Origin of the sequence: Streptomyces sp. NPDC007088 (assembly GCF_042869355.1) — a bacterium.
Lineage (GTDB): Bacteria > Actinomycetota > Actinomycetes > Streptomycetales > Streptomycetaceae > Streptomyces.
This window is the reverse complement of sequence record NZ_JBIAFO010000018.1, coordinates 46,593-72,741: the sequence shown is the minus strand read 5'-3', so window position 1 is coordinate 72,741 and position 26,149 is coordinate 46,593. Positions and strand designations below refer to the sequence as shown.

The 26,149-nt window shown below is 74.2% G+C and carries 17 protein-coding genes and 1 pseudogene; 11 read left to right on the top strand and 7 right to left on the bottom strand.

The features are described from left to right. Nucleotides 1–244: 244 nt before the first annotated feature. Nucleotides 245–1,018, bottom strand: coding sequence for an SDR family NAD(P)-dependent oxidoreductase (locus ACFYMP_RS25020; RefSeq protein WP_388861671.1), 774 nt, complete (start codon nucleotides 1,016–1,018; stop codon nucleotides 245–247). Nucleotides 1,019–1,046: 28 nt separating this feature from the next. After that, a complete protein-coding gene (locus tag ACFYMP_RS25015; RefSeq protein WP_388861669.1) occupies nucleotides 1,047–1,736 on the bottom strand; it encodes an MOSC domain-containing protein in 690 nt (229 codons plus the stop codon). A gap of 112 nt (nucleotides 1,737–1,848) precedes the next feature. Between ACFYMP_RS25015 and ACFYMP_RS25010 the strand changes: the two genes are divergently transcribed. Further along, nucleotides 1,849–2,754 (top strand): LysR family transcriptional regulator, encoded by a 906-nt coding sequence (locus tag ACFYMP_RS25010; protein ID WP_388861667.1) that lies wholly within the window; start codon nucleotides 1,849–1,851, stop codon nucleotides 2,752–2,754. Nucleotides 2,755–3,151: 397 nt separating this feature from the next. On the opposite strand, the pseudogene ACFYMP_RS25005 reads toward ACFYMP_RS25010, so the two are convergent. After that, nucleotides 3,152–3,472, bottom strand: a pseudogene (locus ACFYMP_RS25005) (WhiB family transcriptional regulator); the annotation flags it as partial. A gap of 443 nt (nucleotides 3,473–3,915) precedes the next feature. On the opposite strand from ACFYMP_RS25005, the gene ACFYMP_RS25000 reads away from it, so the two are divergent. From ACFYMP_RS25000 to ACFYMP_RS24985, 4 genes are all read left to right on the top strand, one after another. After that, on the top strand, nucleotides 3,916–4,527 hold the full coding sequence (locus ACFYMP_RS25000) for a response regulator transcription factor (RefSeq protein WP_003948568.1): 612 nt from the start codon (nucleotides 3,916–3,918) through the stop codon (nucleotides 4,525–4,527). 392 nt (nucleotides 4,528–4,919) lie between these two features. Further along, the gene (locus tag ACFYMP_RS24995; protein ID WP_388861665.1) at nucleotides 4,920–5,495 is read left to right on the top strand and encodes a sigma-70 family RNA polymerase sigma factor; all 576 of its coding nucleotides are present in this window, start codon (nucleotides 4,920–4,922) and stop codon (nucleotides 5,493–5,495) included. A gap of 137 nt (nucleotides 5,496–5,632) precedes the next feature. Then, nucleotides 5,633–7,135 carry an IMP dehydrogenase gene (gene guaB / locus ACFYMP_RS24990; RefSeq protein WP_388861663.1) on the top strand — a complete coding sequence of 501 codons (1,503 nt, stop codon included), beginning with the start codon at nucleotides 5,633–5,635 and terminating at the stop codon, nucleotides 7,133–7,135. Nucleotides 7,136–7,253: 118 nt separating this feature from the next. Next, nucleotides 7,254–8,381 (top strand): GuaB3 family IMP dehydrogenase-related protein, encoded by a 1,128-nt coding sequence (locus tag ACFYMP_RS24985; RefSeq protein ID WP_388861661.1) that lies wholly within the window; start codon nucleotides 7,254–7,256, stop codon nucleotides 8,379–8,381. A gap of 83 nt (nucleotides 8,382–8,464) precedes the next feature. Here the strand turns inward: ACFYMP_RS24985 and ACFYMP_RS24980 are convergent, their stop codons facing one another. Further along, complete coding sequence (locus ACFYMP_RS24980; RefSeq protein ID WP_388861659.1) at nucleotides 8,465–9,121, bottom strand: hypothetical protein; 657 nt, start codon at nucleotides 9,119–9,121, stop codon at nucleotides 8,465–8,467. 153 nt (nucleotides 9,122–9,274) lie between these two features. Then, on the bottom strand, nucleotides 9,275–10,543 hold the full coding sequence (locus ACFYMP_RS24975; protein WP_388861657.1) for a nucleotide sugar dehydrogenase: 1,269 nt from the start codon (nucleotides 10,541–10,543) through the stop codon (nucleotides 9,275–9,277). A gap of 288 nt (nucleotides 10,544–10,831) precedes the next feature. On the opposite strand from ACFYMP_RS24975, the gene ACFYMP_RS24970 reads away from it, so the two are divergent. The 6 genes from ACFYMP_RS24970 (at nucleotide 10,832) to ACFYMP_RS24945 (ending at nucleotide 23,501) form a co-directional block, all read left to right on the top strand. Continuing rightward, on the top strand, nucleotides 10,832–12,541 hold the full coding sequence (locus ACFYMP_RS24970; RefSeq protein WP_388861655.1) for a glycerol-3-phosphate dehydrogenase/oxidase: 1,710 nt from the start codon (nucleotides 10,832–10,834) through the stop codon (nucleotides 12,539–12,541). A gap of 264 nt (nucleotides 12,542–12,805) precedes the next feature. Further along, nucleotides 12,806–14,737 carry a serine/threonine-protein kinase gene (locus tag ACFYMP_RS24965; RefSeq protein WP_388861653.1) on the top strand — a complete coding sequence of 644 codons (1,932 nt, stop codon included), beginning with the start codon at nucleotides 12,806–12,808 and terminating at the stop codon, nucleotides 14,735–14,737. Nucleotides 14,738–14,939: 202 nt separating this feature from the next. Beyond that, nucleotides 14,940–17,861 carry a protein kinase gene (locus tag ACFYMP_RS24960; protein ID WP_388861651.1) on the top strand — a complete coding sequence of 974 codons (2,922 nt, stop codon included), beginning with the start codon at nucleotides 14,940–14,942 and terminating at the stop codon, nucleotides 17,859–17,861. Between the two features lie 125 nt (nucleotides 17,862–17,986). Then, entirely contained in the window at nucleotides 17,987–19,678 is a 1,692-nt protein-coding gene (locus tag ACFYMP_RS24955) for a serine/threonine-protein kinase (RefSeq protein WP_388861649.1), read from the top strand. 306 nt (nucleotides 19,679–19,984) lie between these two features. Beyond that, nucleotides 19,985–21,601, top strand: a complete 1,617-nt coding sequence (locus tag ACFYMP_RS24950; RefSeq protein WP_388861647.1) for a succinic semialdehyde dehydrogenase — start codon at nucleotides 19,985–19,987, stop codon at nucleotides 21,599–21,601. 52 nt (nucleotides 21,602–21,653) lie between these two features. Next, nucleotides 21,654–23,501, top strand: coding sequence for a GMC oxidoreductase (locus ACFYMP_RS24945; RefSeq protein WP_388861645.1), 1,848 nt, complete (start codon nucleotides 21,654–21,656; stop codon nucleotides 23,499–23,501). Between the two features lie 135 nt (nucleotides 23,502–23,636). Here the strand turns inward: ACFYMP_RS24945 and ACFYMP_RS24940 are convergent, their stop codons facing one another. Then, on the bottom strand, nucleotides 23,637–24,677 hold the full coding sequence (locus ACFYMP_RS24940; RefSeq protein ID WP_388861643.1) for a hypothetical protein: 1,041 nt from the start codon (nucleotides 24,675–24,677) through the stop codon (nucleotides 23,637–23,639). An 839-nt stretch (nucleotides 24,678–25,516) separates the two neighbouring features. Then, nucleotides 25,517–25,861 carry a chorismate mutase gene (locus ACFYMP_RS24935; RefSeq protein WP_388861641.1) on the bottom strand — a complete coding sequence of 115 codons (345 nt, stop codon included), beginning with the start codon at nucleotides 25,859–25,861 and terminating at the stop codon, nucleotides 25,517–25,519. Nucleotides 25,862–26,149: the final 288 nt, after the last annotated feature.

Below are 26,149 nucleotides of genomic sequence, written 5' to 3'. Positions count from 1 at the left end.
CAAGCGCCGGACGGGCTGGAAGTAGTTGTCCTCAAGCGCCGGATGGGCTGGATGCAGTCGTCCTCGAACGCCGGACGGGCTGGTTCAGGAGTCGTCCGGCTGGTGAGGAAGACGTCCGGCTGGTCCGGAAGGCGTCCGGCTGACGCACAGGACGTCCGGCCGGTCCGGAAGGCGTCCGGCTGGTCCGGAGGCGGCCTCAAGCGACGGGTGCGCCTGACGGGGGGCGCCTTCGTCCCCGGCCCGGCTACCGCGGCCCGTACTTCCGGCCCGTCCGCGAGGTCACGCCCCCGAGGAGGGCCCTCGGTGTCAACTTCACCACGCTCATGAGCGCCTTGTAGCGCGGATCGGGGATCGAGACGGTACGGCCCCGCGCCAGGTCGGCGAGTGCCGCGGCCACGAGCTTGTCGGCGTCCAGCCACATCCACTTCGGGATGTTGTCCGTGCCCATCCCGGCCCGCTCGTGGAACTCCGTCCGTACGAAACCGGGGCACAGCGCCATCAGCCGCACCCCGCTGCCCTCCAGGTCCCGCGCCGCGCCCTGCGTGAACTGCACGACCCACGCCTTCGACGCCCCGTACGTACCGCGCGGCAGGAAGGCCGCGACCGAGGCCACGTTGACCACGCCGCCGCGCCCGCGCTCCCGCATCGAGCGGGTCGCCGCCACCGTCAGCCGCAGCACCGCCTCGCAGTGCACCTTGAGCATCGTCAGCTCGTCGGCGACCGGAACCTCCAGGAAGCGGCCCCGGTTCCCGAAACCCGCGTTGTTCACCAGCAGGTCCACCGGCTGCTTCCCGTCCGCCAGCCGCTTCTCCACCGAGGCGATACCCGCGTCGGTCGAGAGGTCCGCGGCGAGCACCCGGACCTCCACCCCGTGCCGGTCGTGCAGTTCTGTCGCCTGCACCCGCAGCCGGTCGGTGTCGCGCGCGACCAGGATCAGGTCGTGCCCGTCCGCCGCAAGCCGCCGGGCGAAGGCCGAGCCGATACCGGCGGTCGATCCCGTAATCAGAGCCGTAGTCATGCGGCAAGGCTAGTGATCTCCACGACCGCTAGACGCCGCCCGCCTCCACCGCCCCGCCCTCGCGCGCCACGAACTCCCGTGCGGCGGCCAGCGACTCGCCGTGCAGCGCCTCCCCGGCCGGCAGCAGCCGGGGCAGCAGCGAACGGTCCGTCGTACCCGCCCGGAACTGGAGCGCCACCGTCACCTCGTGGTCCGGGCGGTGGACGACCTCGATCGGGTCCCCGGCCCGTATCCCGCCCGGCGTGATCACCCGCAGGTACGCGCCCGTCTCGCCCTTGCGCGTGAACCGCCTGATCCAGCCGCTCTCGCCCAGATGCCCCGCGAAGGTACGGCACGGGACGCGCCCGCTCGTCACCTCCAGGACCACCTCGCGGCCGACCCGCCAGCGCTCGCCGATCAGCGCGTGCGTCAGGTCCAGGCCCAGCGTCGTCAGGTTCTCGCCGAAACACCCGTTCGCCAGCGGGCGCCCCAGCTCCCGCTCCCACGCGTCGAGGTCCTCCCGGGCGAAGGCGTACACGGCCTGGTCGTTCCCGCCGTGGTGGCGGGTGTCGCTCACCACGTCCCCGGCCAGACCGCTCGCCCCCACCCCCTTCGGCCCCGGCGCCGCGACCCGCACGGGCCCCTCGACCGGACGCTTGTCGATGCCCGTACCGCCGGAGGGGGCGTTCGTGTAGGGAACCCGCCGCAGCCGGCCCACGTTCACAGACAGAAGCCTCATGACCGGGAGGGTAGGCGGTGCGCAGCCCGGCGCGCCGCCCGGTGCCCTCAGGTGATCAAAGCCCGCTGTGGCAATTCGTGGTCGTCTCCAAGCATCACTTATGCTCGGTGGCATGATCGAGGCCCGACACCTCCGCGTCCTGCGCGCCGTGGCCGCGACCGGTTCCTTCTCGGCCGCCGCCCGTGAACTCGGCTGTACGCAGCCCGCCGTGAGCCAGCAGATGAAGGCGCTGGAGAACTCGGCCGGCACCCCGCTGCTGGTCCGTACCGGCCGTGAGATGCGGCTCACCCAGGCCGGCCAGGCCCTGTCCCGGCACGCCAACGGCATCCTCGCTGGGCTCACCGCCGCCGAGGAGGAGGTCGCCGCCATCGCCGGACTGCGGGCGGGCCGGGTGCGCCTCGTGTCCTTCCCGAGCGGCAGCTCCGCGCTCGTCCCGGCCGCCCTCGCCGCGCTGCGCCGCGACCACCCCGGCACCCGCGTCTCCCTGGAGGAGGCCGAACCGCCCCGCTCGGTCGAACTGCTGCGCGAGGGGGACTGCGACATCGCGCTCGCCTTCCGTTACGGGGACGGCCCGGCCGAGGACGCGGAGGAGTGGGCCGACCTCGTCGTGCGGCCCCTGCTCGCCGACCGTCTCGTGGGCCTCGTCCCCGAGGGGCACCGGCTGGACCGGGAGAACGCCACCGCCGGGATCGGCGAACTCGCCGACGACCCCTGGATCGCCGGGTGCCCGCGCTGCCGCAGCCAGCTCGTGGAGGTGTGCCGCAGCGCCGGTTTCGCCCCGCGCATCGACTTCGCCACCGACGACTACCCGGCCGTGCACGGGCTGGTCGCCGCCGGTCTCGGCGTCGCCGTCCTGCCGGAACTCGCGCTGGAGTCCATCCGGCCCAAGGGGGTGCGCGCGGTCGCCGTGGAGCCCGCCGTGCGCCGCCAGATCGTCGCGCTCACCCTGCCCGACCTCGCCCAGGTGCCGGCCGTCTCCGCCACGCTCGACCGGCTCGCGCGGGCCGCCGTGCGCTGAGGCGCGCGGACGGGCTTCCGGCGGGGCGACACCCGGCGGGACGCGGCGGGGCAGGGCAGCACGCAGGGCCGGCCGGCCGTGTGCCGAGCCGTCCGCTGAAACGTTCCTTCTCTGGTGTGGCAGCGCTCTCTCGCGCTCAGAACTCCAGGTGCGGCTCCGCGCGCGCCCCCACGTACGGCTCCGTGTCCGCCTCCGCGTACGGGTCGGAGTCCGCGCGTGCTCCCGCGTACGGGTCGGAGCCCGCCCCCGCCTCCGCGTACGGGTCGGCGTCCGCGTACGGGTCCGCGCGGGGCTCCTGGCGGGCGGGCTCGCGGCGGGCGGCTTCCTGGCGGGAAGGCTCCTGCGGGGAAGGTTCCCGGCGGGCCGGCTCCTGACGGGCGGGCTCCCCCTCCGCCTCGCTCCGGGTGCCGCCACCCCCCGCCGGGGTCTGTACGAGCCGGTGTCTCGCGCGGCCCATCAGCTCCTCGCGCTCGTCCTCGGTGAGGCCGCCCCACACCCCGTAGGGCTCGCGTACGGCCAGGGCGTGGGCCGCGCACTCGGCGCGTACCGGGCACCGCATGCAGACCTCCTTCGCCGAGGTCTCCCGGGCGCTTCGCGCGGCTCCCCGCTCACCCTCCGGGTGGAAGAAGAGGGAGCTGTCGACCCCGCGGCAGGCGGCCAGCAGCTGCCAGTCCCACAGGTCCGCGTTCGGGCCGGGAAGACGGGAGAAATCTGCCATTGCATGTCCCCTTTGTGCCGTTCTGTGCAGATACGGTGCCCATGACGGTACAGCGACTGTCTAAGAAGATGAAAATATGACTCTTGGGGAATCTAGTTATAGACACCGATAAACGTGAACAAAAGGCGCTAAATGGGGCATGGTTCAGTTCGACGACGGTCCGCGCTTCTCGTGCGGCCGCTCGCGCGCGGCCGGGAGTGTCCTCCCGCGGCGCGCGCGAGCGGCCGGTCACGGTGAGGTGTGCGACCCCTCACGTAGAGTGCCGAGCGGGAGCGACCCGGCCGTAACTCTTTCGGGTGACCGTCGTTGAGAGGGCTGAGGCGGTTGACGGAACAAGCGCTCGGGCAGATGTCCGAGGGTGTCCACCGCTCAGGTGACGATTCAGTACCAGCCTGGAGGCTCAAGGTGACGCGCAACAGCTGCGAGAGCTGCGAGGGACAGTCATGACTTCCGTCCTCGTCTGCGACGACTCCCCGCTTGCCCGAGAGGCGCTCCGCCGCGCGGTCGCGACCGTGCCCGGTGTCGAGCGCGTGACGACGGCGGCCAACGGCGAGGAAGTCCTCCGCCGCTGGGGCGCCGATCGCTCGGACCTCATTCTCATGGACGTGCGCATGCCGGGACTCGGAGGTGTGGAGACGGTGCGGAGGCTGCTCTCCGCCGACCCGGGCGCCCGGATCATCATGCTCACCGTCGCCGAGGACCTGGACGGAGTGGCCCTCGCGGTCGCCGCCGGGGCCCGCGGCTACCTGCACAAGGACGCCTCCCGCGCGGAGTTGCGGGCGACCGTCACCCAGGCTCTGGCCGACCCCACCTGGCGGCTCGCCCCGCGCCGGCTGCGGTCCGCCGAGATGGGCGCAGCCCCGACCCTCACCGCGCGCGAGATCCAGGTGCTGGAGGGCATGAGCCACGGCCGGTCGAACGCGGAGATCGGGCGTGAGCTCTTCCTCTCCGAGGACACCGTCAAGACCCACGCGCGCCGGCTGTTCAAGAAGCTCGGCGCCTCGGACCGCGCCCACGCGGTGGCCCTCGGCTTCCGCTGGGGCCTGGTGCGGTAGAGCCGTTCGCCCCTCGTCCGTCCGCCCTTCGTCCGCCCGGACCGGCCCTCGCGCGCCGGTCCGATCCGGCCCAGAGGCCCCGGGTGCCGCCGCGGCGGTCCGCCCCCAGGGGCGCCGGCGGGTCCCCGGCGCTCCCCCTCCCCGTCCGCCGTGCGGCGGACGGGGTGCCTGACCAGGCGCGGGAGCGCCAGGACCGGGGCCGTGCACGCGGCCTGTGTCAGTTCCCCGCGTGATGCCGCATCCTTGGGGGTGTGGAGTTCCTCGGGGACGAGTCGGTCGAGCGGGAGGGGAGGGCGCAGGACATGACATCCGGCGCACCTGCTCATAACGCTTCAGTGCACAACTACGGAGGCGGCGACGCGGATCGCCGGGCGCCAAGGCACCATGGTCCGATGCGTGACGAGGAGACGACCGCGATCGGGGCCCTCGTCCACAGCGCTGTCGAGGGCGATCAGCAGGCCACGCACGATCTGCTCGCCCATGTCCACCCGCTGGCCCTGCGGTACTGCCGCACCCGGCTGTCCCGGCTGCCCGGTGACGCCCGTCACTTCGTGGAGGACCTCGCGCAGGAGGTGTGCGTCGCCGTCCTGCTCGCCCTGCCGCGCTACAAGGACACCGGCAGGCCCTTCGAGGCCTTCGTCTTCGCGATCGCCGCGCACAAGGTCGCCGACCTCCAGCGCGCCGCGATGCGGCACGGATCGACCGCGATCCCCTCCGACGAGATGCCCGAGCGGCCCGACGACTCCCTCGGGCCCGAGGAACGCGCCCTGCTCAGCAGCGACGCAGCGTGGGCCAAGAAGCTCCTCGCCAACCTCCCCGAGAACCAGCGCGAACTGCTGCTGCTGCGCATCGCGGTGGGCCTCACCGCCGAGGAGACCGGGCAGATGCTCGGGATGTCCCCGGGCGCCGTCCGCGTCGCCCAGCACCGCGCGCTCAGCCGGCTGCGGGCCCTGGCCGAACAGCCGTAGCGGCCCCGGACACCCCCGGCGGGGGCTTCCGTGGGAACCTCCGAAGGTCTCCGTCGATCTTGTTCGTGGAATGTCACGCCTTCCCGGGCCGTTAGCATGGACATCCGCACCGATCAAGGCCATTTGGAGAAGGTGTCATGACCAACGTCGACGGAGTGCCCGAGAAATTCGCGACACTCGGGCTGACCTACGACGATGTGCTGCTGCTGCCGGGGGCCTCGGACATGGCTCCCGACCAGATCGACACCTCTTCGTACCTGTCGAAGAACGTGAAGCTCAACGTCCCGCTGCTGTCGGCCGCGATGGACAAGGTGACCGAGTCCCGGATGGCCATCGCCATGGCGCGGCAGGGCGGCGCCGGTGTCCTGCACCGCAACCTGTCGATCGAGGACCAGGCCAATCAGGTCGACCTCGTCAAGCGCTCCGAGTCGGGCATGGTCACCGACCCGATCACCGTCCACCCCGACGCGACCCTCGGCGAGGCCGACGCGATCTGCGCGAAGTTCCGCATCAGCGGGGTGCCCGTGGTCGACGGCGGCGGCAAGCTGCTCGGCATCGTCACCAACCGCGACATGGCCTTCGAGACCGACCGCGGCCGCCAGGTGCGCGAGGTCATGACGCCGATGCCGCTGGTCACCGGCAAGGTCGGGATCTCCGGTGTGGACGCGATGCAGCTGCTGCGCCGCCACAAGATCGAGAAGCTTCCGCTGGTCGACGACGCCGGTGTGCTCAAGGGCCTCATCACGGTCAAGGACTTCGTGAAGGCCGAGAAGTACCCGAACGCGGCCAAGGACGCCGAGGGCCGGCTCATCGTCGGTGCCGCCGTCGGCGTCGCGGGCGACGCCTTCGAGCGGGCCCAGGCGCTCGTCGAGGCCGGGGTCGACTTCGTCGTCGTGGACACCGCGCACGGCCACTCCCGCCTCGTCGGCGACATGGTCGCCAAGATCAAGTCGAACGCCCCCGGGGTCGACGTGATCGGCGGCAACATCGCGACCAGGGACGGCGCCCAGGCGCTCATCGACTCGGGCGTCGACGGCATCAAGGTCGGCGTGGGCCCCGGCTCCATCTGCACGACCCGGGTCGTCGCCGGGATCGGCGTCCCGCAGGTCACCGCGATCTACGAGGCCGCGCTCGCCGCGAAGGCGGCCGGGGTCCCGGTCATCGGCGACGGCGGCCTCCAGTACTCCGGCGACATCGCGAAGGCCCTCGTGGCCGGCGCCGACACCGTGATGCTGGGCTCGCTGCTGGCCGGCTGCGAGGAGTCGCCCGGTGAGCTGATGTTCATCAACGGCAAGCAGTTCAAGTCGTACCGCGGCATGGGCTCGCTCGGCGCGATGCAGACCCGCGGCGACCACAAGTCGTACTCGAAGGACCGCTACTTCCAGGAGGGCGTGGCCTCCGACGACAAGCTCGTGCCCGAGGGCATCGAGGGCCAGGTGCCCTTCCGCGGCCCGCTCTCGGCCGTCGTGCACCAGCTCGTGGGCGGCCTGCGGCAGTCCATGTTCTACGTCGGCGGGCGCACCGTGCCCGAGACGCAGGAGCGCGGCCGCTTCGTCCGGATCACCTCGGCGGGGCTCAAGGAGTCGCACCCGCACGACATCCAGATGACGGCCGAGGCGCCGAACTACAGCCGCCACTGAGCGCGCCGCACGCACGGACACCCCCGGGCCCCGGGGGCGGACACCCGCCCCCGGGGCCCCGGTCCGTGCCGGGGGATACTGGGGGACGAAAGCATGACCGCGTAGGAAAGGCCAGCAGGTGACTGAGATCGAGATCGGACGCGGCAAGCGCGGCCGGAGGGCGTACGCGTTCGACGACATCGCCGTCGTACCGAGCCGCCGCACGCGTGACCCCAAGGAGGTCTCGATCGCCTGGCAGATCGACGCCTACCGCTTCGACCTGCCGTTCCTCGCGGCACCCATGGACTCCGTGGTCTCCCCGGCCACCGCGATCCGCATCGGTGAGCTGGGCGGCCTCGGCGTGCTCAACCTCGAAGGGCTGTGGACCCGGTACGAGGACCCGCAGCCGCTGCTCGACGAGATCGCCGCCCTGGACGCGGAGAGCGCCAACCGCCGCCTCCAGGAGATCTACGCGGCCCCGATCAAGGAGGAGCTGATCGGGCAGCGCATCAAGGAGGTGCGCGACTCCGGTGTCGTCACCGCCGCCGCGCTCTCCCCGCAGCGCACCGCCCAGTTCTCCAAGGCCGTCGTGGACGCGGGCGTCGACATCTTCGTGATCCGCGGCACCACGGTCTCCGCCGAGCACGTGTCGGGCGCCGCCGAACCGCTCAACCTCAAGCAGTTCATCTACGAGCTGGACGTCCCCGTCATCGTCGGCGGCTGCGCGACGTACACGGCGGCGCTGCACCTCATGCGCACCGGCGCGGCCGGGGTCCTCGTCGGCTTCGGCGGCGGCGCCGCGCACACCACGCGCAACGTCCTGGGCATCCAGGTCCCGATGGCCACCGCCGTCGCCGACGTGGCCGCCGCGCGCCGCGACTACATGGACGAGTCCGGCGGCCGCTACGTGCACGTCATCGCGGACGGCGGGGTCGGCTGGTCCGGCGACCTGCCGAAGGCGATCGCCTGCGGGGCCGACGCGGTCATGATGGGCTCCCCGCTGGCCCGCGCCACCGACGCGCCCGGCAAGGGGCACCACTGGGGCATGGAGGCCGTCCACGAGGACGTGCCGCGCGGCAAGAAGGTCGACCTCGGGACCGTCGGCACGACCGAGGAGATCCTGGCCGGTCCCTCGCACACCCCGGACGGCTCGATGAACATCTTCGGCGCCCTGCGCCGCGCGATGGCCACCACGGGCTACAGCGAGCTGAAGGAGTTCCAGCGGGTCGAGGTCACCGTCTCGCCCTCGCGCCACGACCAGAGCTGAGCCTGCTCGTAACACCACGCGGCGGGGCCCGGACCAGTGCTTCTGGTCCGGGCCCCGCCGTACGCGCGTGCGCGCGAGGCCGGCTACGCGGCGGCCTTGCGCGCGCCCGAGAAGGCGGCGAAGGCCGCGAGCGCGAAGAAGAGGAAGGACAGGAGGTCGAGGTTCTCCTGCCACGCCTCCCGGACCAGGCCGAAGTGGTCCAGCAGCAGCTGGTTCACGGTGAAGGCCGACTCCTTCGCGCCGAGCAGCGCCATCCCGAGGAGCTGGCCGGCGGCCACGGCCCCCAGCGACAGGACCGCCGAGACCGGGGCGAGCGCCGGGTGCGAGCCGCCCAGCCTGCCCGCGGCGAAGCCCACCAGGAAGCCGACGCCGACCGCCGCGTAGCCGACCTCGCGCTCGATGGCGCTGATCAGCCAGCCGTACACGCCCGCGGTGACCAGCGCGGCCACCAGCGCCGCGAGCAGGCCGAGCGTCAGGTTGCCGCCGCGCGCGGCGGGGGCGGCCGGGCCGAAGCCGGCCGGGGCGGCCAAGAAGGGCTGCCCGGGTGCCGGCGGAGCGGCGGGCGGGAGGGGGCGGTCCGGCGACTGCCGCGGGGGCACGGCCGGGGCGGGGCCGAAGCCGGCCGGGGCGGCGGGCGCCGCGGGCGCCGGGGCGGGGCCGAAGCCCGCCGTGTCCCGCGGTGCGGCCGGCTGCGGCGACGGTCCTGGCTGCCCGGCGGGCGGCGGGTACTGCTGCGACACGGAAGTCCCCCTGTGACGGTCGGCTGAGGACGCGCGCCCGGTCCTGCTTGATCGGGGCACGTCAGACGAGCCGAAACAGTAACAGCGGGTGGCGGCACCGGGGCGTCCGGTTGCCGGGCCGTTACACCGGACCGGCCCCGCGACCGCCTCCCCTCACAGCCGGTGGGCCGCGCCGACCGGGGTCGCCCCCCTGGTGTCCAGGAGGAGCTGCGCCTTCACCGTGAGGCCCTGGAGGTCGTAGGTGCGGTGGTGCTGGAGCAGGATCGTCAGGTCGGCCGCGGCCGTCGCCTCGTACAGGGCGTCGGCGCGCGGTACCGGGTGGCCCAGGACGCGCCAGTGCGGGACCTGCGGGTCGTGGTAGCTGATGGTCGCGCCCATACCGGTCAGCCGCGTGGCGATCTCCTCGGCCGGCGCGCCCTCCTGGTCGGCGACGTCCGGCTTGTAGGTCACGCCCAGGAGCAGCACCCGGGCGCCGCGCACCGACTTGCCGTGCTCGTTGAGGAGGGTCGCGGCGCGCTGGATGACGTAGCTGGGCATCCGGTTGTTGATCTCGCGGGCCAGGCCGACCATGCGCAGCGGATGGCCCGGCGTACGGGCCGGGTGCGGCAGGTGCTCGGGGTCCAGCGGGACGCCGTGCCCGCCGACCCCGGGCCCCGGCCGGAACGCCTGGAAGCCGTACGGCTTGGTCTCGGCGCAGCGGATGACGTCCCACAGGTCGACGCCCAGGTCGTGGCAGAGCACCGCCATCTCGTTGACCAGCGCGATGTTGACGTGCCGGTAGTTGGTCTCCAGGAGCTGGACGGTCTCCGCCTCGCGCGGTCCGCGCGCCCGCACCACCTTGTCGGTGAGCCGGCCGTAGAACGCGGCGGCCGACTCGGTGCACGCCGGGGTGAGGCCGCCGATGACCTTCGGGGTGCGGTGGTAGTCGTGCACGCGGTTGCCGGGGTCGAGCCGCCCGGGGGAGTACGCGAGGTGGAAGTCGCGGCCCGCCCGCAGCCCCGAGCCCTGCTCCAGGATCGGCCGCAGGAAGTCCTCGGTGGCCCCGGGGTAGGCGGGCGACTCCAGGATGACGGTGGTGTGCGGGCGCAGCCGGGCGGCGAGGGCGCGGGCCGCCTCGGCGACCCGGGACAGCTCCGGCGAGCCGTCCGGGGCGAGCCGGACGGGGGCGCAGATCACGGCGGTGCGCACCCGGCCCAGTTCGGCCGGGTCGGCGGTGGGCCGGAAGCCGCCGGAGAGCATCCGGCGTACCTCGGCGGCGCTCAGCGCGGCCTCGGTGCCGCCGCCGGGCAGCCGGCCGAGCGCGAGGTCGCGGACCCTGGCCGGCTCGTCGTGGCCCACGGTCGCGATCCCCGCCGCGACGGCGGCACGGGCGAGCGGGAGACCGAGGTGGCCGAGGCCGATCACCGCGAGGTCTGCGGGCATGGATGGGCCGTCCTTCCCAAGGAGTGGTGGCGGTCCGGGGGTGAGCGCGCTGTCAGACTAGGAGTAAATATGACCGTGCTGTGGTAATGGCGCACGGAATTTCCTGATATGTCCCGGGTGGCGGCGCCCACCCGGGTGTGTACGGAGGGGCCGCGGCAGGCAGGAGAAGAGGGCGCGGCACGCACGCGGTGCCCCGCGACCGGTGCGTCGTCCGGCCGGTGCACGGCATCCACGGGCCCCGCCCGCACGGCGGCGCGGTCCGCACAAGCGACAGCACAGGAGGCGACCGTGAGGACAGCGACACTCGGGCCGGCGCAGCGCGCCGAGGCCCTGGCCCGGATGGCCGAGCGGGAGCTGGACGTCCTGGTGGTGGGCGGCGGGGTGGTCGGCGCGGGCACCGCCCTGGACGCCGTCACCCGGGGCCTGACGACCGGTCTGGTCGAGGCCGCCGACTGGGCCTCGGGCACCTCCAGCCGCTCCAGCAAGCTCGTCCACGGCGGCCTCAGGTACCTGGAGATGCTGGACTTCGCGCTGGTCCGCGAGGCACTGAAGGAGCGCGGACTGCTCCTGGAACGCATCGCCCCGCACCTCGTGAAGCCCGTGCCCTTCCTCTACCCGCTGCGCCACCGCCTGTGGGAACGCGCCTACGCGGGCTCGGGCGTCGCCCTGTACGACGCGATGTCGACGGCCCGGGGCCACGGGCGCGGGCTGCCGGCCCACCGTCACCTGACCCGCCGCCACGCGCTGCGCGTCGCGCCCTGCCTGCGCAAGGACGCGCTGACCGGCGCCCTCCAGTACTACGACGCGCAGGTGGACGACGCGCGGTACGTCACGACCCTGGTGCGTACCGCCGCCGCCTACGGCGCCGACGTCGCCAACCGGGCCCGGGTGACCGGGTTCCTGCGCGAGGGCGAACGGGTCGTCGGCGCGCGCGTCGAGGACGTCGAGGCGGGCGGCGAGTACGAGATCCGCGCCCGGCAGATCGTCAACGCGACCGGCGTGTGGACCGACGACACCCAGGCCCTGGTCGGGGAGCGCGGACAGTTCCACGTGCGCGCCTCCAAGGGCATCCACCTCGTGGTGCCCAAGGACCGGATCAACTCCACCAGCGGCCTCGTCCTGCGCACCGAGAAGAGCGTCCTGTTCGTCATCCCCTGGGGCAGGCACTGGATCGTCGGCACCACCGACACCGACTGGGACCTCGACAAGGCGCACCCCGCCGCCTCCAGCGCCGACATCGACTACCTGCTGGACCACGTCAACTCGGTGCTGTCCCGGCCGCTGACCCGCGACGACGTGCAGGGCGTCTACGCGGGGCTGCGCCCGCTGCTGGCCGGGGAGTCCGAGGCGACCAGCAAACTCTCCCGCGAGCACACCGTGGCGCATCCCGTGCCCGGACTCGTCGTCGTCGCGGGCGGCAAGTACACGACGTACCGGGTCATGGCCAAGGACGCCGTGGACGAGGCGGTGCACGGGCTCGACCAGCGGGTCGCGGACTGTGTCACCGAGGACGTGCCGCTCGTCGGGGCGCAGGGCTACCGCGCCCTGTGGAACGCGCGGGCCCTCACCGCGAGCCGCTCCGGACTGCACGTCGTCCGCGTCGAGCACCTGCTCAACCGCTACGGCTCGCTGGCCGAGGAGGTCCTCGGCCTGATCGCCGGGGACCCCGGGCTCGGCGCCCCGCTGACCGGGGCCGACGACTACCTGCGCGCCGAAGTCGTGTACGCCGCCTCGCACGAGGGCGCCCGGCACCTCGACGACGTCCTCACCCGCCGCACCCGCGTCTCCATCGAGACCTTCGACCGGGGCACCCGCTGCGCCCGCGAGGCCGCCGGGCTGATGGCCCCCGTGCTCGGCTGGGAGGCGGACCAGACGGAGAGGGAGATCGAGCGGTACGCGAAACGCGTCGAGGCGGAACGCGAGTCGCAGCGCCAGCCCGACGACCTCAGCGCCGACGCGGCCCGCCTCGGCGCCCCGGACATCGTGCCGCTCAACTGAGACGGAGGCCGGGGCGAAAGCGGGAGGCGGCCGCCGCGCGGGTGCCCGACTTCTGCGCACAGGGACGGAAACCGGAATCCGTGTCCCTTCTCTCACGGCGCGTCAGGAACTGTCCCGGCCCCTTGCCCCCGGCACGCGGCGGCGGGAGAGTGGCGGCCGGGGCCTGGGCGGCGGGGCCGGGCCCCGCCCGGGACCCTGGGCGAGAAGCGGTCCCGGCGTGGGTGACAATGGAGGCTCTGTCAGGGCGGGTTGCAGAGGGGACGCATGTCGGAGTCGGAGCAGGCGCGCGAGTCCAAGGGTCGTCTCCTCGCCGGGCGGTACCGCCTGGGGGAGGTCCTGGGCCGCGGTGGCATGGGTACGGTGTGGCGGGCGACCGACGAGACCCTCGGCAGGACGGTCGCGGTCAAGGAGCTGCGCTTCCCCTCCAGCATCGACGACGACGAGAAGCGACGGCTGATCACCCGCACGCTGCGCGAGGCGAAGGCGATCGCCCGGATTCGCAACAACGGCGCGGTCACCGTCTTCGACGTCGTCGACGAGGACGACCGGCCGTGGATCGTCATGGAACTGGTCGAGGGCAAGTCGCTCGCCGAGTTCGTCCGCGAGGACGGGCTGCTCAGCCCGCGCCGCGCCGCCGAGGTGGGCCTCGCCGTCCTCGACGTGCTGCGCGACGCGCACCGCGAGGGCATCCTGCACCGCGACGTGAAGCCCTCCAACGTCCTGATCGCCGAGGACGGCCGCGTCGTCCTCACCGACTTCGGCATCGCCCAGGTCGAGGGCGACCCCTCCGTCACCTCCACCGGGATGCTCGTCGGCGCCCCCTCCTACATCTCGCCCGAGCGGGCGCGCGGCCACAAGCCGGGTCCGGCCGCCGACCTGTGGTCGCTCGGCGGGCTGCTCTACGCGGCCGTCGAGGGCGTCCCGCCGTACGACAAGGGCTCCGCGATCGCGACGCTCACCGCGGTCATGACCGAGCCCGTCGACCCGCCCAAGCACGCGGGGCCGCTCGAACCGGTCATCTACGGACTGCTCGTCAAGGACCCCGCGCGGCGCCTCGACGACGCCGGGGCGCGCGCCCTGCTGAACGAGGTGCTCTCCGCCCCCGAGGGCGCCCCCGTCCCCATGGACCGCACCAAGGTCGTCCCGCTGCCCCCGGCCCCCGCCGCGCCCGCCGCGAAGCCCGCCCGGCGCGGCTGGGGTGTGGGCGCGGGCGCCGCCGCGGGTGCCGGTGCGGGTGCCGGTGCCGCCGCGGCCAAGAGCCCCGCCGCCGCCACGCCCTCCGTGAGCGGGCCCCCGCGCTCCGGCACGACCGCGACCGCCGGCGGTGGCGGGGGAGCGGCGGCCACGCGGGCCTCGATCACCGATGTCGTACCGCGCCGCACCCTGATCGCCGTGGCCGTCGTGATCGTCCTCGCGATCGTCGCCACCGTGCTCGCGCTGACCCTCGGCGGCGGGGACGAGGAGAACGGCAAGGGCGGCAAGGCCGCCGCCGCGAGCAGCGCCGCCGCGAGCGACGGGGGCGCGGACGCCCGGCAGGGCGGCGGGCAGAAGGCCACCGACGCCTCCTCCGCCGGGGAGAAGGAGCCCTCCGGCCCGCGGTCCTCCCCGTCCGCCGGGAAGTCCGGTGAGGACGAGAACGGGAAGAGCGGCAAGAACGGCAAGGACGGCAAGGACGGCAAGAACGCGGGGGACGAGGACGGCAAGGGCGACAAGGGCGGCGGCAAGGGGAAGGGCGCGGACGGCGGGAAGGGCGGCGACCCGGCCGCCGGTACCACCGGCTTCCGCCACTCGCAGGGCTTCTCCATCAGGCTGCCCGAGGGCTGGTCGTACCGCTCGACCGACGCGGCGGGGGCCCGCTTCACCGGGCCTGACGGCCAGAAACTGCTGATCGGCTGGACCGGCACCCCCAAGTCCGACCCGGTCCAGGACTGGCGGAACCAGGAGCGCGCGATGCGCCGCTCCCAGTACCAGCGCCTGCGCATCGAGAAGGCCGAGTTCCGCGGCTGGAACACCGCCGACTGGGAGTTCACCTACACCGACGGCGGCACCCGTTTCCACACCGTCGACCGCGGCTTCGTCGTGAACGGCTCGCTGGGATACGGAATGATGTACACCGCCCGCGACGCGGACTGGGGCAGCGAGCGCCGCGAGGACACCTGGAACACGCTGACCCGGACCTTCGAGCCGAAGTCCTGACACCAGGCCCCCGCCGCCGGGCGCCGGCCGCTCCGGCCCGGCGCCCGTTCCGGTGCGCCGCGGCAGGTGTCCCCGCCGCCAGATCGGGCATCTCCCCCTGAGAACGCGCCTCCGGCACGTATCGTGAGTGCTTGCAGACCGTACGCAGCGGTAAACGAGGCGCAAGTCGAACGGAATTGACCACCACGGTGGGGGAGGCGTTGTGGACGACTACGCGGGACGGGTGCTCGCCGACCGCTACCGTTTACCGCTGTCCGACCCCGAGCACCCGGACGGATACGCGGAGTTCAGCGAGTCGGCCGCCTTCGACACCTACAGCGGCCAGGAGGTCCTGGTCCGGCAGATACCGCTGCCCGAGACCGTCGAGGCCGAGTTCCTCGACACCGACCGCCCCGGCGGGCCCGCCGCCCGCCGCCCCGCCGGGCGGGCCACCCGCAGGCCCGCCGACCCCGTGGTCCGGCGCGCCCTGGAGGCCGCGCAGGCCGCCGCCCAGGTTCCCGACCACCCCCGGCTCGATCAGGTCTTCGACGTCTTCGCCGAGGGCGGCTCGCTGTGGATCGTCAGCGAACGCCTGCGCGCCCGCTCGCTCGCCACGCTCCTCGCCGACCGCCCGCTCAACCCGTACCGCGCCGCCGAGGTCGCCGCCGACGTCCTCACCGCGCTGCGCGCCCTGCACGCGCACGGCTGGGTGCACCGCAACATCACCGCGCGCACCGTCCTCGTGTGCGAGGACGGCCGCGTCGTCCTGACCGGCCTCGCGGCGGGCGCCGCCGAGGAGGCCCTGAGCGGCTACGACCCGGTGCCCGAGCGGTCCGCCGTGGAACAGGGCGCGGGCGCCGAGGGCCCCGCGCCCCGGGGCGCGATCCCCGCCTCCGGTACGGGGGCCCCGGGCAGCCCCGGCCACGGATACGGCGGCGGTCCGGGCGGCCCGGTCGGCGGGGAGCTTCCCGCGTGGGCGCTCGCCTCGCCGCCGCCCCCGCGGTACGCCGCGCCCGGCCGCTCCGCGGGCACGCCCCCCGGTCCGCCGGTGGCCCCGGCCTCGCACGGCGCGCCGCCCGCGGTGGGCCCCGCCGCGAGCGCGTCGGTGCCCGCGCTGCCGCCCGCCGGAGGCGAGTACGACGCGCGCGCGGCCCGCGCCGGGGCGATCGCCGCCTACCGGGCGGGGGCCCGCGCCGCCGCCCGCGCCCAGGCGGGGCAAGGGGCCGGTGCGGCCCGTACGGCGCCGGACACCGCGCGGGAGCGACCGGCCGCCGAGGGCGCTCCGGACACCGGGAACCCGCGGCCCGCCGCCGCCCCCGAGCCCGAAGTCCCCGGCCGGATAAGCGATCCGTACGGAGTGCAGCAGGACAGACCGGGCAACGGGCCCACTGGCACAGGCAGTTGGCACGGGGCGGCGCCGCGCGGGGCGCCCGCTCAGGACCCGGGCGCCCACGACCCGGGCGCCCTGGACCCCGGCTCCCGGGGCCCCGGCCCCGAGGACCCCGGGCCGGCCGCGGAGGACCCGTCGGCGCGCTCCGCCTGGGCCGGGGTGCCCGGGGCGGCGCCCGTCCCGCCACAGGCCGTACCGCCCCTGCCGCTGCCCCCGCACTACGAGCGGGGCCCGGCCGTCGGCCCCGGGCTGCCGCCGGGCGCCGTCCCCGGACCCGTACCGCCGCAGGGGTACGGGCCGCGGGGCGCGACGCCGGATTCCCCGTGGGCGGAGGAGGCCGCGGGGCGGGAGCCCGAGCCTCTCCACAAGGGTCCCGCGACGGCGGTCGCCGCCGAACGGGCCCGGCAGGCGCGCATGGTCGTCGTCGGCGCGGTCACCGAACGCTGGGCCCCCGAGCAGGCCGGGCCGGTGCGCGGAAACTGGCAGCTCGCCGCGCCCGTGGGCCCCGCGACCGACCTGTGGGCGCTCGGCGTCCTGCTGTTCCGCGCGGTGCAGGGCTTCGCGCCCTACCCCGAGGACAGCACGGCGGAACTCGTGCAGATGGTGTGCTCGGAGCCGCCCGCCTTCGCCGAGGAGTGCGGCCCGCTGCGGCCCGTCGTCGAGTCGCTGCTGCGCCAGGACCCGACCGAGCGGCCCGACTTCGAGGAGCTGCGCGGCTGGCTGCGCTCCCTGATCCGCTCGGCGCCCGAACCGGAGGCCGGTACCTACGTCGTGCCCGCCCCCGCGTACGACAGCGGGAGCCTGCCGATCGTACGGCGCAAGGGCGAACTCGTCCGGCGCCGCAAGCGCCGCGCGAAGGCCGAGGCCGCCGCCAACGCGCGCCACCGCCGCGCGCGCGGCCCCGCCCCCGGGCCGGAGGGCGCCACGCGGTCGCCACAGCCGCCGCAGCCGCCGCGCGAGCCGAAACCGCCCAGGCAGCGGCGGACGCCGAGTGCGTCCCGGCAGCGTGCCCCCCGCTCGCTCGGGAAGGTCCTGCTCCTCGCGGTCTTCCTGCTGCTGAGCGGCACGGTCGTCTACGCGATGGCCTTCATGCCGAAGGCGGACGACGCGAACCGGGCCGGCGCCGGGATGAGTCACGCGCCCGGCTCGGTCGGCGGGCCGGGGAAGAACGATTCCTCCGCGACGCCCACCGGCTCCGCCCCGGCCGCGCCCCAGGAGTCGAAGGCCCCCGGGGGCCAGGACGAGAAGAAGGACGGGGAAGCGGACCAGGGCGACCAGAAGGAGCAGGGCGGCAAGAGCGCGAAGGCGCCCGCCGGGTACACGCTCCAGAAGGACTCGACCGGCTTCGAGATCGCCGTACCGAAGGGCTGGACCCGCCACGCCCGCAACGCCGCCGGTCAAGTGAGGTACACCAGCGGGGACTTCGAGCTGATCGTGGTGCCCGGCCGGGACAGCACCGGGAAGTTCGGCACCGACCTGCTGCGCTACCAGCGGGAGACGGAGCCCGAGACGCAGCCCTTCCGCGACTCGACATGGTCGACCTCCAACGGCATGCGGGAGATCGACGAGGGCGGCCGGAAGATGGCCGAGGGGCAGTTCACCTGGCAGGGCGGCGACGGTGACGTGTTCGCGCGGAACATGGTGATGATCGTGGGCGGCAAGTACCACGTCGTCCAGGTGCGCGGCCTGGACGCCGACCGCGACGACGTGACCCGCTACTACGACCAGGCGCTCGCCTCGTACAAGGTCGGCTGAACCGGCCGCCGCGCCCGGCGGGCCGAGCGGGGCGGGCCGAGCGGGGCGGGACGCTATGTCACGGTGCTGCATCCGCTCGCGCCCGGCGGTGGTACACGGGGCGGCTGGTTCGTCAGGATGTGCCCATGACGAACCACGGGGGACCGACCGAGGGGCCGACCGAGCCCACCAGTTACCAGCTCCGGCCGCCCCGGCCCGCCGAGGAGCACTCCGCGCCGTACGAGCACTCCGCGCCGTACGTACCGGGGCCGCCCGCCGCACCCGCCGCGCCCGCCGCACCCGCGACCGGGCCCGGGGAGCCGCAGCGCCGGATCGGTGGCCGCTACCGGCTCCTGTCGCGGCTCGGGCACGGCGGGATGGGCACGGTGTGGCGCGCCCACGACGAGGTCGTGGACCGCGAGGTCGCCGTCAAGGAGCCCCGGCTGCCCGAGCACCTGAGCGAGGCCGAACGGCGCACCGCCCACCTGCGCATGCAGCGCGAGGCGCGGGCCGCCGCCCGGGTCGACCACCCGTCCGTCGTGACGGTGCACGACGTGGTCGAGGAGGAGGGCCGGCCGTGGGTCGTGATGGAACTCGTCCGCGGGCAGTCCCTCGGCGACCGGCTGGAAGAGGGCACCCTCGACCCGCGCGAGGCGGCCGGCATCGGACATGACGTGGCCGGGGCGCTGGAGGCCGCGCACCAGCGGGGCGTCCTGCACCGCGACGTGAAACCCGACAACGTCCTGCTCTCCCCGGACGGCCGCGTCGTCCTCACCGACTTCGGTATCGCGCAGATCGAGGGCGAGGCGCCGCTCACCGAGACGGGCGCGTTCATCGGCTCCCCGGAGTACATCGCGCCCGAACGGGTCCTCGGGCAGCGCCCCGGACCGGCCTCGGACCTGTGGTCGCTCGGCGTCGTGCTGTACGCGGCGGTCGAGGGCGTGTCCCCGTACCGCCGCTCGCACACCCCCGCGACGCTCCAGGCCGTCCTGTCCGCCGCCCCGCAGCCGCCCGCCCGCGCTCCGGGCCCGCTCGCGGCGGTCATCGTGGAACTGCTGCGCAAGGACCCGGCCGCGCGGCCCCCGGCCGCCGAGGTACGGCGGCGACTGGCCGCCGTCGCCGCCCTGCCGCCCGCACCGACCCGGCCGCTGTACGAGCCCTCCGGCGGCGGGAACGAGAGCGGGAGCGGCGGGGACGGGGGCGGGAACCGCTGGGTGCCGCCCGTCCTGCACCGCAACCGGCCCGCCCAGTGGGGGCTGGGCGCCGGGGTGCTGGTCCTCGCCGTGGCCCTCGTGCTGCTGCTCGTCGACCCGTTCGCGAAGGAGGACCCGCTGCCGGCGGGCTGGCAGGTGCGGCCCGAGAGCGAGGTGCTGCACGCCGACCTCGCCGTGCCCGAGGAGTACCGCAGGGTCGCGGGGACCGACGGGCAGAGCGTCCAGTACTACGACCCGAGCGGGGTCTTCACGATCACCTTCGCCCGCGTCGACCTCGCCGAGGACACCGAGAAGCCGCAGCGCCGCACCCGGGAGGAGTGGAAGACCTTCTACGAGACCGACACCCCCACCGGGGCCGGCCTCAACGAGCCCCGGGTCACCCAGACCAGGACCGCGTACGCGGGGGCCAAGGAGGTCTTCGACAACCTCGTCGAGTACGACGGCCCGCCCAGCGGCAACAACCAGATCAGGAAGCTCCGGCACGAACGCGTCGTCAACGACCCGAAGGACGCCAAGGTCTACTGGAGCGTCGCCCTCGAACTGCCCGCCAAGGGCGCCGCCCGCGAGGACGGCGACCGGCTCTTCGACGACCTCGTCCGCACCTTCCGTATCAAGGACTGGTGAGGGGAGGGAGGCAGGCGGGCGCGCGGGCGAGAGGCGCCCGGCAGGCGGGCGCCCGGGAGGCGGGCGCGCGGGAGGGAGGGGAGGCGCGCGCCTCCCGTCTCCCGGCTCCTGCCGCGCGCCTCCCGTCCCCCGCCCTCTCCGCCCGGCTCCCCCCCCGCCCTCCGTACTTTCCGCGCGCCTCTTCCGCCTCCCTCCCGCGCTGATCAGGCCCTTTGCTGCCAGTGATCGCTGGCAACGAGGCGGGGCCACGGAAAGGTGTTACCGGCGGGTACCCAAAACTCCGCCCGAAGTCGTACGCTCACGCTCATGACGGACTCGTACGCACCGGCCGCCACCGCCCGCACCAACCCGAAGGCCCCCGCCCCGGAGGGCGCCCGCACGGCGGCCGACGTGGTGACTCCCGAGGTGGTCGCGCAGCTCACCCGGGGCGTCGTCGGCTCGGGCCGCACGGCGAACCACTCCCCGTTCACCGGGGAGAAGCTCGCCGACCTCCCCGAGTCCTCGCCCGAGGACGTCCGCACCGCCTTCGACCGGGCCCGCGCCGCGCAGCCCGTATGGGCCGCGACCCCGGTGGGGCAGCGCGCCGCCGTCCTGCTGCGCTTCCACGATCTGGTGCTCCAGCGGCAGGCCGAGATCCTCGACCTCGTCCAGCTGGAGACCGGCAAGACCCGGCTGCACGCCCACGAGGAGCTCCAGGCCGTCGTCATCGCGGCCCGGCACTACGGCCGCAGGGCGCCCGCCTACCTGCGGCCCAAGCGCCACACCGGGGCCGTGCCGGTGCTCACCAAGGTGACCGAGCAGCGGCAGCCGCGCGGCGTGATCGGGCAGATCGCCCCGTGGAACTACCCCTTCGAACTGTCCGTGGGCGACGCCCTCCCCGCCTTCGTCGCTGGCAACGCCGTCGTCATGAAGCCCGACACGGAGACCGCGCTGAGCGCCCTGTGGGCCCGTGACCTGCTCATCGAGGCGGGACTTCCGGCCGAGGTCTTCCAGGTCGTGATCGGCGAGGGGGCGGTGGTCGGCCCCGCGGTCGTCGAGCACGGCGACTACATCTCGTTCACCGGATCGACCCGCACCGGCCGCGAGGTCGCCCAGCGCGCGGCGGCCCGGCTCGTGGGCTCCTCGCTCGAACTCGGCGGCAAGAACGCGATGCTCGTCCTGGAGGACGCCGACATCGAGAAGGCCGCCGCCGGGGCGATCCGCGCCTGCTTCTCCTCCGCCGGCCAACTGTGCGTCTCCATCGAGCGGTTGTACGTCCACGAGTCCGTCGCCGACGCCTTCACCGCACGCTTCCTCGCCCGCGTCAGGGCGATGCGGCTCGGCACCTCCCTCAGCTACGGCGCCGACATGGGCTCCCTCGCCGGGCAGCGGCAGCTGGAGACGGTGACCCGACACGTCGAGGAGGCCGTCGAGAAGGGCGCCACGCTCCTCGCGGGCGGGGTGGCCCGGCCCGACATCGGCCCCTACTTCTTCGAGCCGACCGTCCTGAGCGGCGTCGAGGCGCCGATGGCCGTGTGCGCCGAGGAGACCTTCGGCCCGGTCGTCTCCCTCTACCGCTTCCAGGACGAGGACGAGGTCGTCGAACGCGTCAACGCCACGCCGTACGGCCTCAATTCGAGCGTGTGGACCAAGGACGCGCGGCGCGGGCGGCGGATCGCGGGCCGGCTGCGCACCGGCACCGTCAACCTCAACGAGGGCTACGCCCCCGCCTACGGCAGCGTCCAGTCGCCCATGGGCGGCATGAAGGAGTCCGGCATCGGCCGCCGCCACGGCTCCGAGGGCCTCTACAAGTTCACCGAGGCCCAGACCGTCGCCGAACAACGGCTCATGCCGATGGCGCCGTCCTTCGGACTGGACGACGCGCAGTACGCGGCGCTCATGACCCGCGGCCTCAAGCTCATGAAGGCGTTCCGCCTGCGCTGAGCACACCACCCCGACACCCCGACAGACCAGCGGCGTTCGACGAGGAGGGCCCATGCCAGGGGACAGCCGTGCCGAGAACCCGTCCGGCGGCCACCGGGACCACGGCCAGGACGGCGAGGGCGCGCACGCGTACGACTACGACTACGACTACGACGTGATCGTCGTCGGGTCCGGCTTCGGCGGGGCGGTGAGCGCCCTGCGGCTGACCGAGAAGGGGTACCGCGTCGGCGTACTCGAAGCCGGGCGCCGCTTCACCCGGGAGAGCCTGCCGCGCAACTCCTGGGACCTCAGGAACTACCTGTGGGCGCCCGCGCTCGGACTGTACGGAATCCAGCGCATCCACCTGCTCGGCAAGGTCATGGTGCTCGCGGGCGCCGGGGTCGGCGGCGGCTCCCTCAACTACGCCAACACCCTCTACGTACCGCCCCGCCCGTTCTTCGAGGACCCGCAGTGGAAGGACATCACCGACTGGTCCGAGGAGCTGAAGCCGTACTACGAGCAGGCCAGGCGGATGCTCGGCGTACGGCTCAACCCGACGGTCACGCCCTCCGACGTGCACCTGAGGAACGCCGCCGAGGCCATGGGCGTGGGCGACACCTTCCACCTCGCCCCCGTGGGCGTGTTCTTCGGCGACGGGCAGGACGCGGACGGCACCGTACGGGCCGCGCCCGGGGCCGAGAGCCCCGACCCGTACTTCGGCGGGGCCGGGCCCGCGCGCCGCGCCTGCACCGAGTGCGGTGAGTGCATGACGGGCTGCCGGCACGGCGCCAAGAACACCCTGAACGAGAACTACCTGTACCTCGCCGAACGCGGCGGGGCCGTCATCCACCCGCTGACCAGCGTCGTCACCCTCACCGAGGACTCCCGCGGCGGCTACGCCGTCGGCACCCTGCCCACCGACGACCGCCGCCGGGGCCGGGGCCGGGTCCTCACCGCCCGCCACGTCGTCCTCGCCGCCGGGACCTACGGCACCCAGACCCTCCTGCACCGTATGCGCGACGGCGGACTGCTGCCCCGCGTCTCCGCCCGGCTCGGCAGCCTCACCCGTACCAACTCCGAGGCCCTGGTGGGCTCGCAGACCACCGAGCGCCGCTACCGCGCCCGGCACGGGGAATCGCCCGACTTCACCCGGGGCGTCGCCATCACCTCGTCCGTCCACCCCGACGAGCACACCCACATCGAGCCGGTGCGCTACGGCAGGAAGTCCAACGCGATGGGCGGGCTCACCATCCTCCAGGTGCCCTACGCCGAGCGGATGCCGCGCGCCCTCGGCTGGTTCGCCCACAGCCTGCGCCACCCGGTGCTCACCGCGCGCTCCCTGTCCAACCGGCGCTGGTCGGAGCGGACCATCATCGGCCTCGTCATGCAGTCCCTCGACAACTCGCTGACCACGTACCGCCGTACGAGCGGACCGGGAAAGGGGCTGCTCACCGCGCGGCAGGGACACGGCGCCCCCAACCCGTCCCAGATCCGGGCCGCGACCGAGGCGGCGAGCCTCATCGCGAAGGACATCAACGGCTTCGCGGGCAGCAACATAGGCGAACTCATGGGCACCCCGCTCACCGCCCACTTCCTCGGCGGCTGCCCGATCGGCGCGAGCCCCGAGGAGGGCGTCGTCGACCCCTACCACCGGCTCTACGGGCACCCCGGCGTCTCGGTCGTGGACGGCTCCGCCGTCTCCGCGAACCTCGGCGTGAACCCCTCACTGACCATCACCGCGCAGGCCGAGCGCGCGATGTCGCTGTGGCCCAACAAGGGGGAGCGGGACCCGCGTCCGGCGCAGGGCGCGGCGTACGAGCGGCTGGCGCCCGTGGCCCCGGACTCGCCCGCCGTACCGGACACGGCCTTCGGCGCGCTGCGCCTGCCGTTCCTCGGGATGCCGCGGGTGCGCGAGGACTGAGGCCGTCCCCGCGCGGTGGGCCCCGTGCGGGGACGGCGTACGGGAAGGGCCCGCACCCCCCTCCGAGTGCGGGCCCTTCACGTGTGTGCCACGAGGGCGGCCGGCCCGGTCGGCCGGCCCGCCCCGCGCGCGGTGTTACGCGGCGGCGCCGCCACCGGAGGTCCGGCGGCGCACCGCGAAGACCACGCCGGCGCCGGCGACGACGGCGATCCCGCCGAACAGGCCGATCTTCGGCAGCGCCGAACCGGCGCCGGTCTCGGCGAGGCTGCCGGTGACCTCGGGCGCGGAACCCGCCGACGGCTTCTCGGCGGGCAGCGGGATGCTGCCGCCCTCCTGCGGCTTCGTGCCGCTCGTGTCGGTGCCGGAGGCGACGATCTGGAACGCGTACGCGCTGTCGCCGACGCCCTCGCAGTCGCCGTCGGTGTCCGCGTAGACACCGGCGCCGAGCGAGAAGCCCGCGCCCACCGGGGCGGAGGCGGTGACGTTCAGGCGCAGCGGGATGGTGATCTCGTAGCCGGCCTTCAGCGAGGCGGCGAACCCGAGGTAGTCGACCGACTGGCCCTCCAGCTCGACGGCCTCCCAGGCGCCCGTCTCCGGGTTCTTCGCCTGGAGCGCGACCTGCTTCGTGGAGAAGAGCTTCTCGCCCTCCTCGTCCGCCGCGACGCCCGCGAAGAAGCCCAGGTCGGTCAGGGTCGACTTCGAGTTGTTGCTGAAGGTCACGTCGAACTGGTGCCAGCCGCTGCCCTTCGCGATCTTGCCCGGCAGCCCGCTGAAGACCACGTCGACCTTCGAGTCCTCGCACACCTTGTCCGAGGGCTCGGACGGCTCGGCGGAGGGTGAGGCGGACGTCGGGCCGGACGGCGAGCCGGAGGGGGAGGCGGACGGCGTGCCGCCGGTGGGCTGCGCGGAGGCGGTCGGCGAGGGAGCGTCGGTGCCCTCCCCGCCGGGGGCCGTCGTGCCCGAGCCGGACGGGGAGGGGGAGGAACTCTGCGGGGCCGACTCCGAGGGGGTGCCCTCACCCGGGGCGCTGACGGAGGGCGAGGTGGTGACGGTCTCGGTGACGGACGGGCTGGGGGACTCCTCCGCCACCGCGAAGGCGGAGGGGGCCGACAGCAGAGCCACCGGGGCTATGGCCGCGGTCGCGGCGGCGGTGACAAGGGCACGGCGAAGCTTCATCAGAACCTCGGAAGGTAGGTGGAGCATGAGCACGAACTGTGCGAACAGCGCAAGGCAGTGAAGGCAGTGAAGGCAGTGAAGGCAGTGAAGGCAGTGCAGGCGGTGCAGGCGGTGGGAACGGCGAGGACAGCGCGGACAAGGGGTCAGGGGCGGGCTGGGGCGCTCCGCCGCGCGGGCGCCCGCGGCTCGCGCCGCTTTGACACATGGAAGACCTGTGAAGGGACTGCACGGTTGCGGTGTTCTCACAGGATCTTTATGTGACGTGTGCCACTTGCTGGGGCCCGGGGGTGCTCTCGGGCGGCCGGGACCTCCGGGCGCTCCCGGAGCGCACGAGAGCCCCGGAGCGGCGGTCGCCGCCCCGGGGCTCTCGTCCCGCGGCACCCGCGTCAGGGCGGTGCCGGTGCCGCGGTGGGCGGCGCCGGGGGGTAGCGCCGCCGGCTGGGAAACCGGGTGAAGTCTCTGGACCGCCCCCGGAGGGGCGGGTGGATCGCGGGTCCTGTGGCACGGCCCACGCGGGCCGGGCGCGGACGGTCCCGGGCGTCCCCGGAACCGGCCGCCTCCCGGGCGACCGGGCCGCTGTCCCCTGCCTTCCGGTCACCGCACCGAAGCGAGGTCCCACGACGTACGGACCGCTCCGCACGCTCATCGCTCCAGTGGAGCCGCGCGTGGTCTGTCCGGGCCCGCCCCTGGCCGGCGCGGACAACGGGACCAACGACGTTTCGCCGGGACGGTCACGGCCGGGAGGGCGGGAGAGGCGCCCGAACTCGGGTACGGACGCCGCTCCGGCCGTCCGGCCGGAACAGTCTGGACCGCAGCGGACCGGCCCTCGCGGTCCGTGCTCAGACGCGGCCCCGGCTCAGCTCCAGCAGTGTCATGGCGAGCGAGGTGCCCGGCCTGCCGAGCGCGTCCCGGTAGTGGGTGAGCACCTCCATCTCGCGGGACAGGTTCACGCGCCGGCCCCCGGCCTCCACCCGGGCCCGCTGGACGACGGCGGACACGGCGGAGCGCTCCTGGATCAGCCCGATGATGCGGTCGTCGATCGCGTCGATCCGCTCGCGCGCCTCGGAGATCAGCTCGCCGTGCTCGGGGATGGAGCCGGTCGGCGCGGTGGACGTCCTGCGGGCGGCCCGCGCGCTCGCGGCGGCGGCCCGCGCGGTGTCGTCCTGCTCGGTGGTGGTGGTCATCTCGGGGCTCCTTCGTGCCGTACGGCTCGTGGCGTACGGCGGTCTCGCACGGGTGCGTACTCGGTCCGGTCGGGGTCAGAGCGGGGTCGAAGGGCCCCGGGGCGACGAGGTCCGGAGAAACGGCAGGCGCCCCGGGCCTTGTCGGCCCGGGGCGCCTGGGAAGTCGCTGCGCTCGGTGTGCTCAAGCAGCGCGGCCACGGCAGCCGGCGGGCCGGTTGCCATAGACAAAGAGAAAGCCGAGGTGCTTGGTCACGGCAGCCAGTATGCCCCCACCTACCCGCTCTGAGG

Coding starts and splice junctions, on each gene's coding strand:
- ACFYMP_RS24955 (WP_388861649.1), top strand. CDS start 17,987: ATGACGAACCACGGGGGACCGACCGAGGGGCCGACCGAGCCCACCAGT.
- ACFYMP_RS24950 (WP_388861647.1), top strand. CDS start 19,985: ATGACGGACTCGTACGCACCGGCCGCCACCGCCCGCACCAACCCGAAG.
- ACFYMP_RS25010 (WP_388861667.1), top strand. CDS start 1,849: ATGATCGAGGCCCGACACCTCCGCGTCCTGCGCGCCGTGGCCGCGACC.
- ACFYMP_RS24940 (WP_388861643.1), bottom strand. CDS start 24,677: ATGAAGCTTCGCCGTGCCCTTGTCACCGCCGCCGCGACCGCGGCCATA.
- ACFYMP_RS24965 (WP_388861653.1), top strand. CDS start 12,806: ATGTCGGAGTCGGAGCAGGCGCGCGAGTCCAAGGGTCGTCTCCTCGCC.
- ACFYMP_RS24975 (WP_388861657.1), bottom strand. CDS start 10,543: ATGCCCGCAGACCTCGCGGTGATCGGCCTCGGCCACCTCGGTCTCCCG.
- ACFYMP_RS25015 (WP_388861669.1), bottom strand. CDS start 1,736: ATGAGGCTTCTGTCTGTGAACGTGGGCCGGCTGCGGCGGGTTCCCTAC.
- ACFYMP_RS24935 (WP_388861641.1), bottom strand. CDS start 25,861: ATGACCACCACCACCGAGCAGGACGACACCGCGCGGGCCGCCGCCGCG.
- ACFYMP_RS25000 (WP_003948568.1), top strand. CDS start 3,916: ATGACTTCCGTCCTCGTCTGCGACGACTCCCCGCTTGCCCGAGAGGCG.
- ACFYMP_RS25020 (WP_388861671.1), bottom strand. CDS start 1,018: ATGACTACGGCTCTGATTACGGGATCGACCGCCGGTATCGGCTCGGCC.
- ACFYMP_RS24945 (WP_388861645.1), top strand. CDS start 21,654: ATGCCAGGGGACAGCCGTGCCGAGAACCCGTCCGGCGGCCACCGGGAC.
- guaB (WP_388861663.1), top strand. CDS start 5,633: ATGACCAACGTCGACGGAGTGCCCGAGAAATTCGCGACACTCGGGCTG.
- ACFYMP_RS24995 (WP_388861665.1), top strand. CDS start 4,920: ATGCGTGACGAGGAGACGACCGCGATCGGGGCCCTCGTCCACAGCGCT.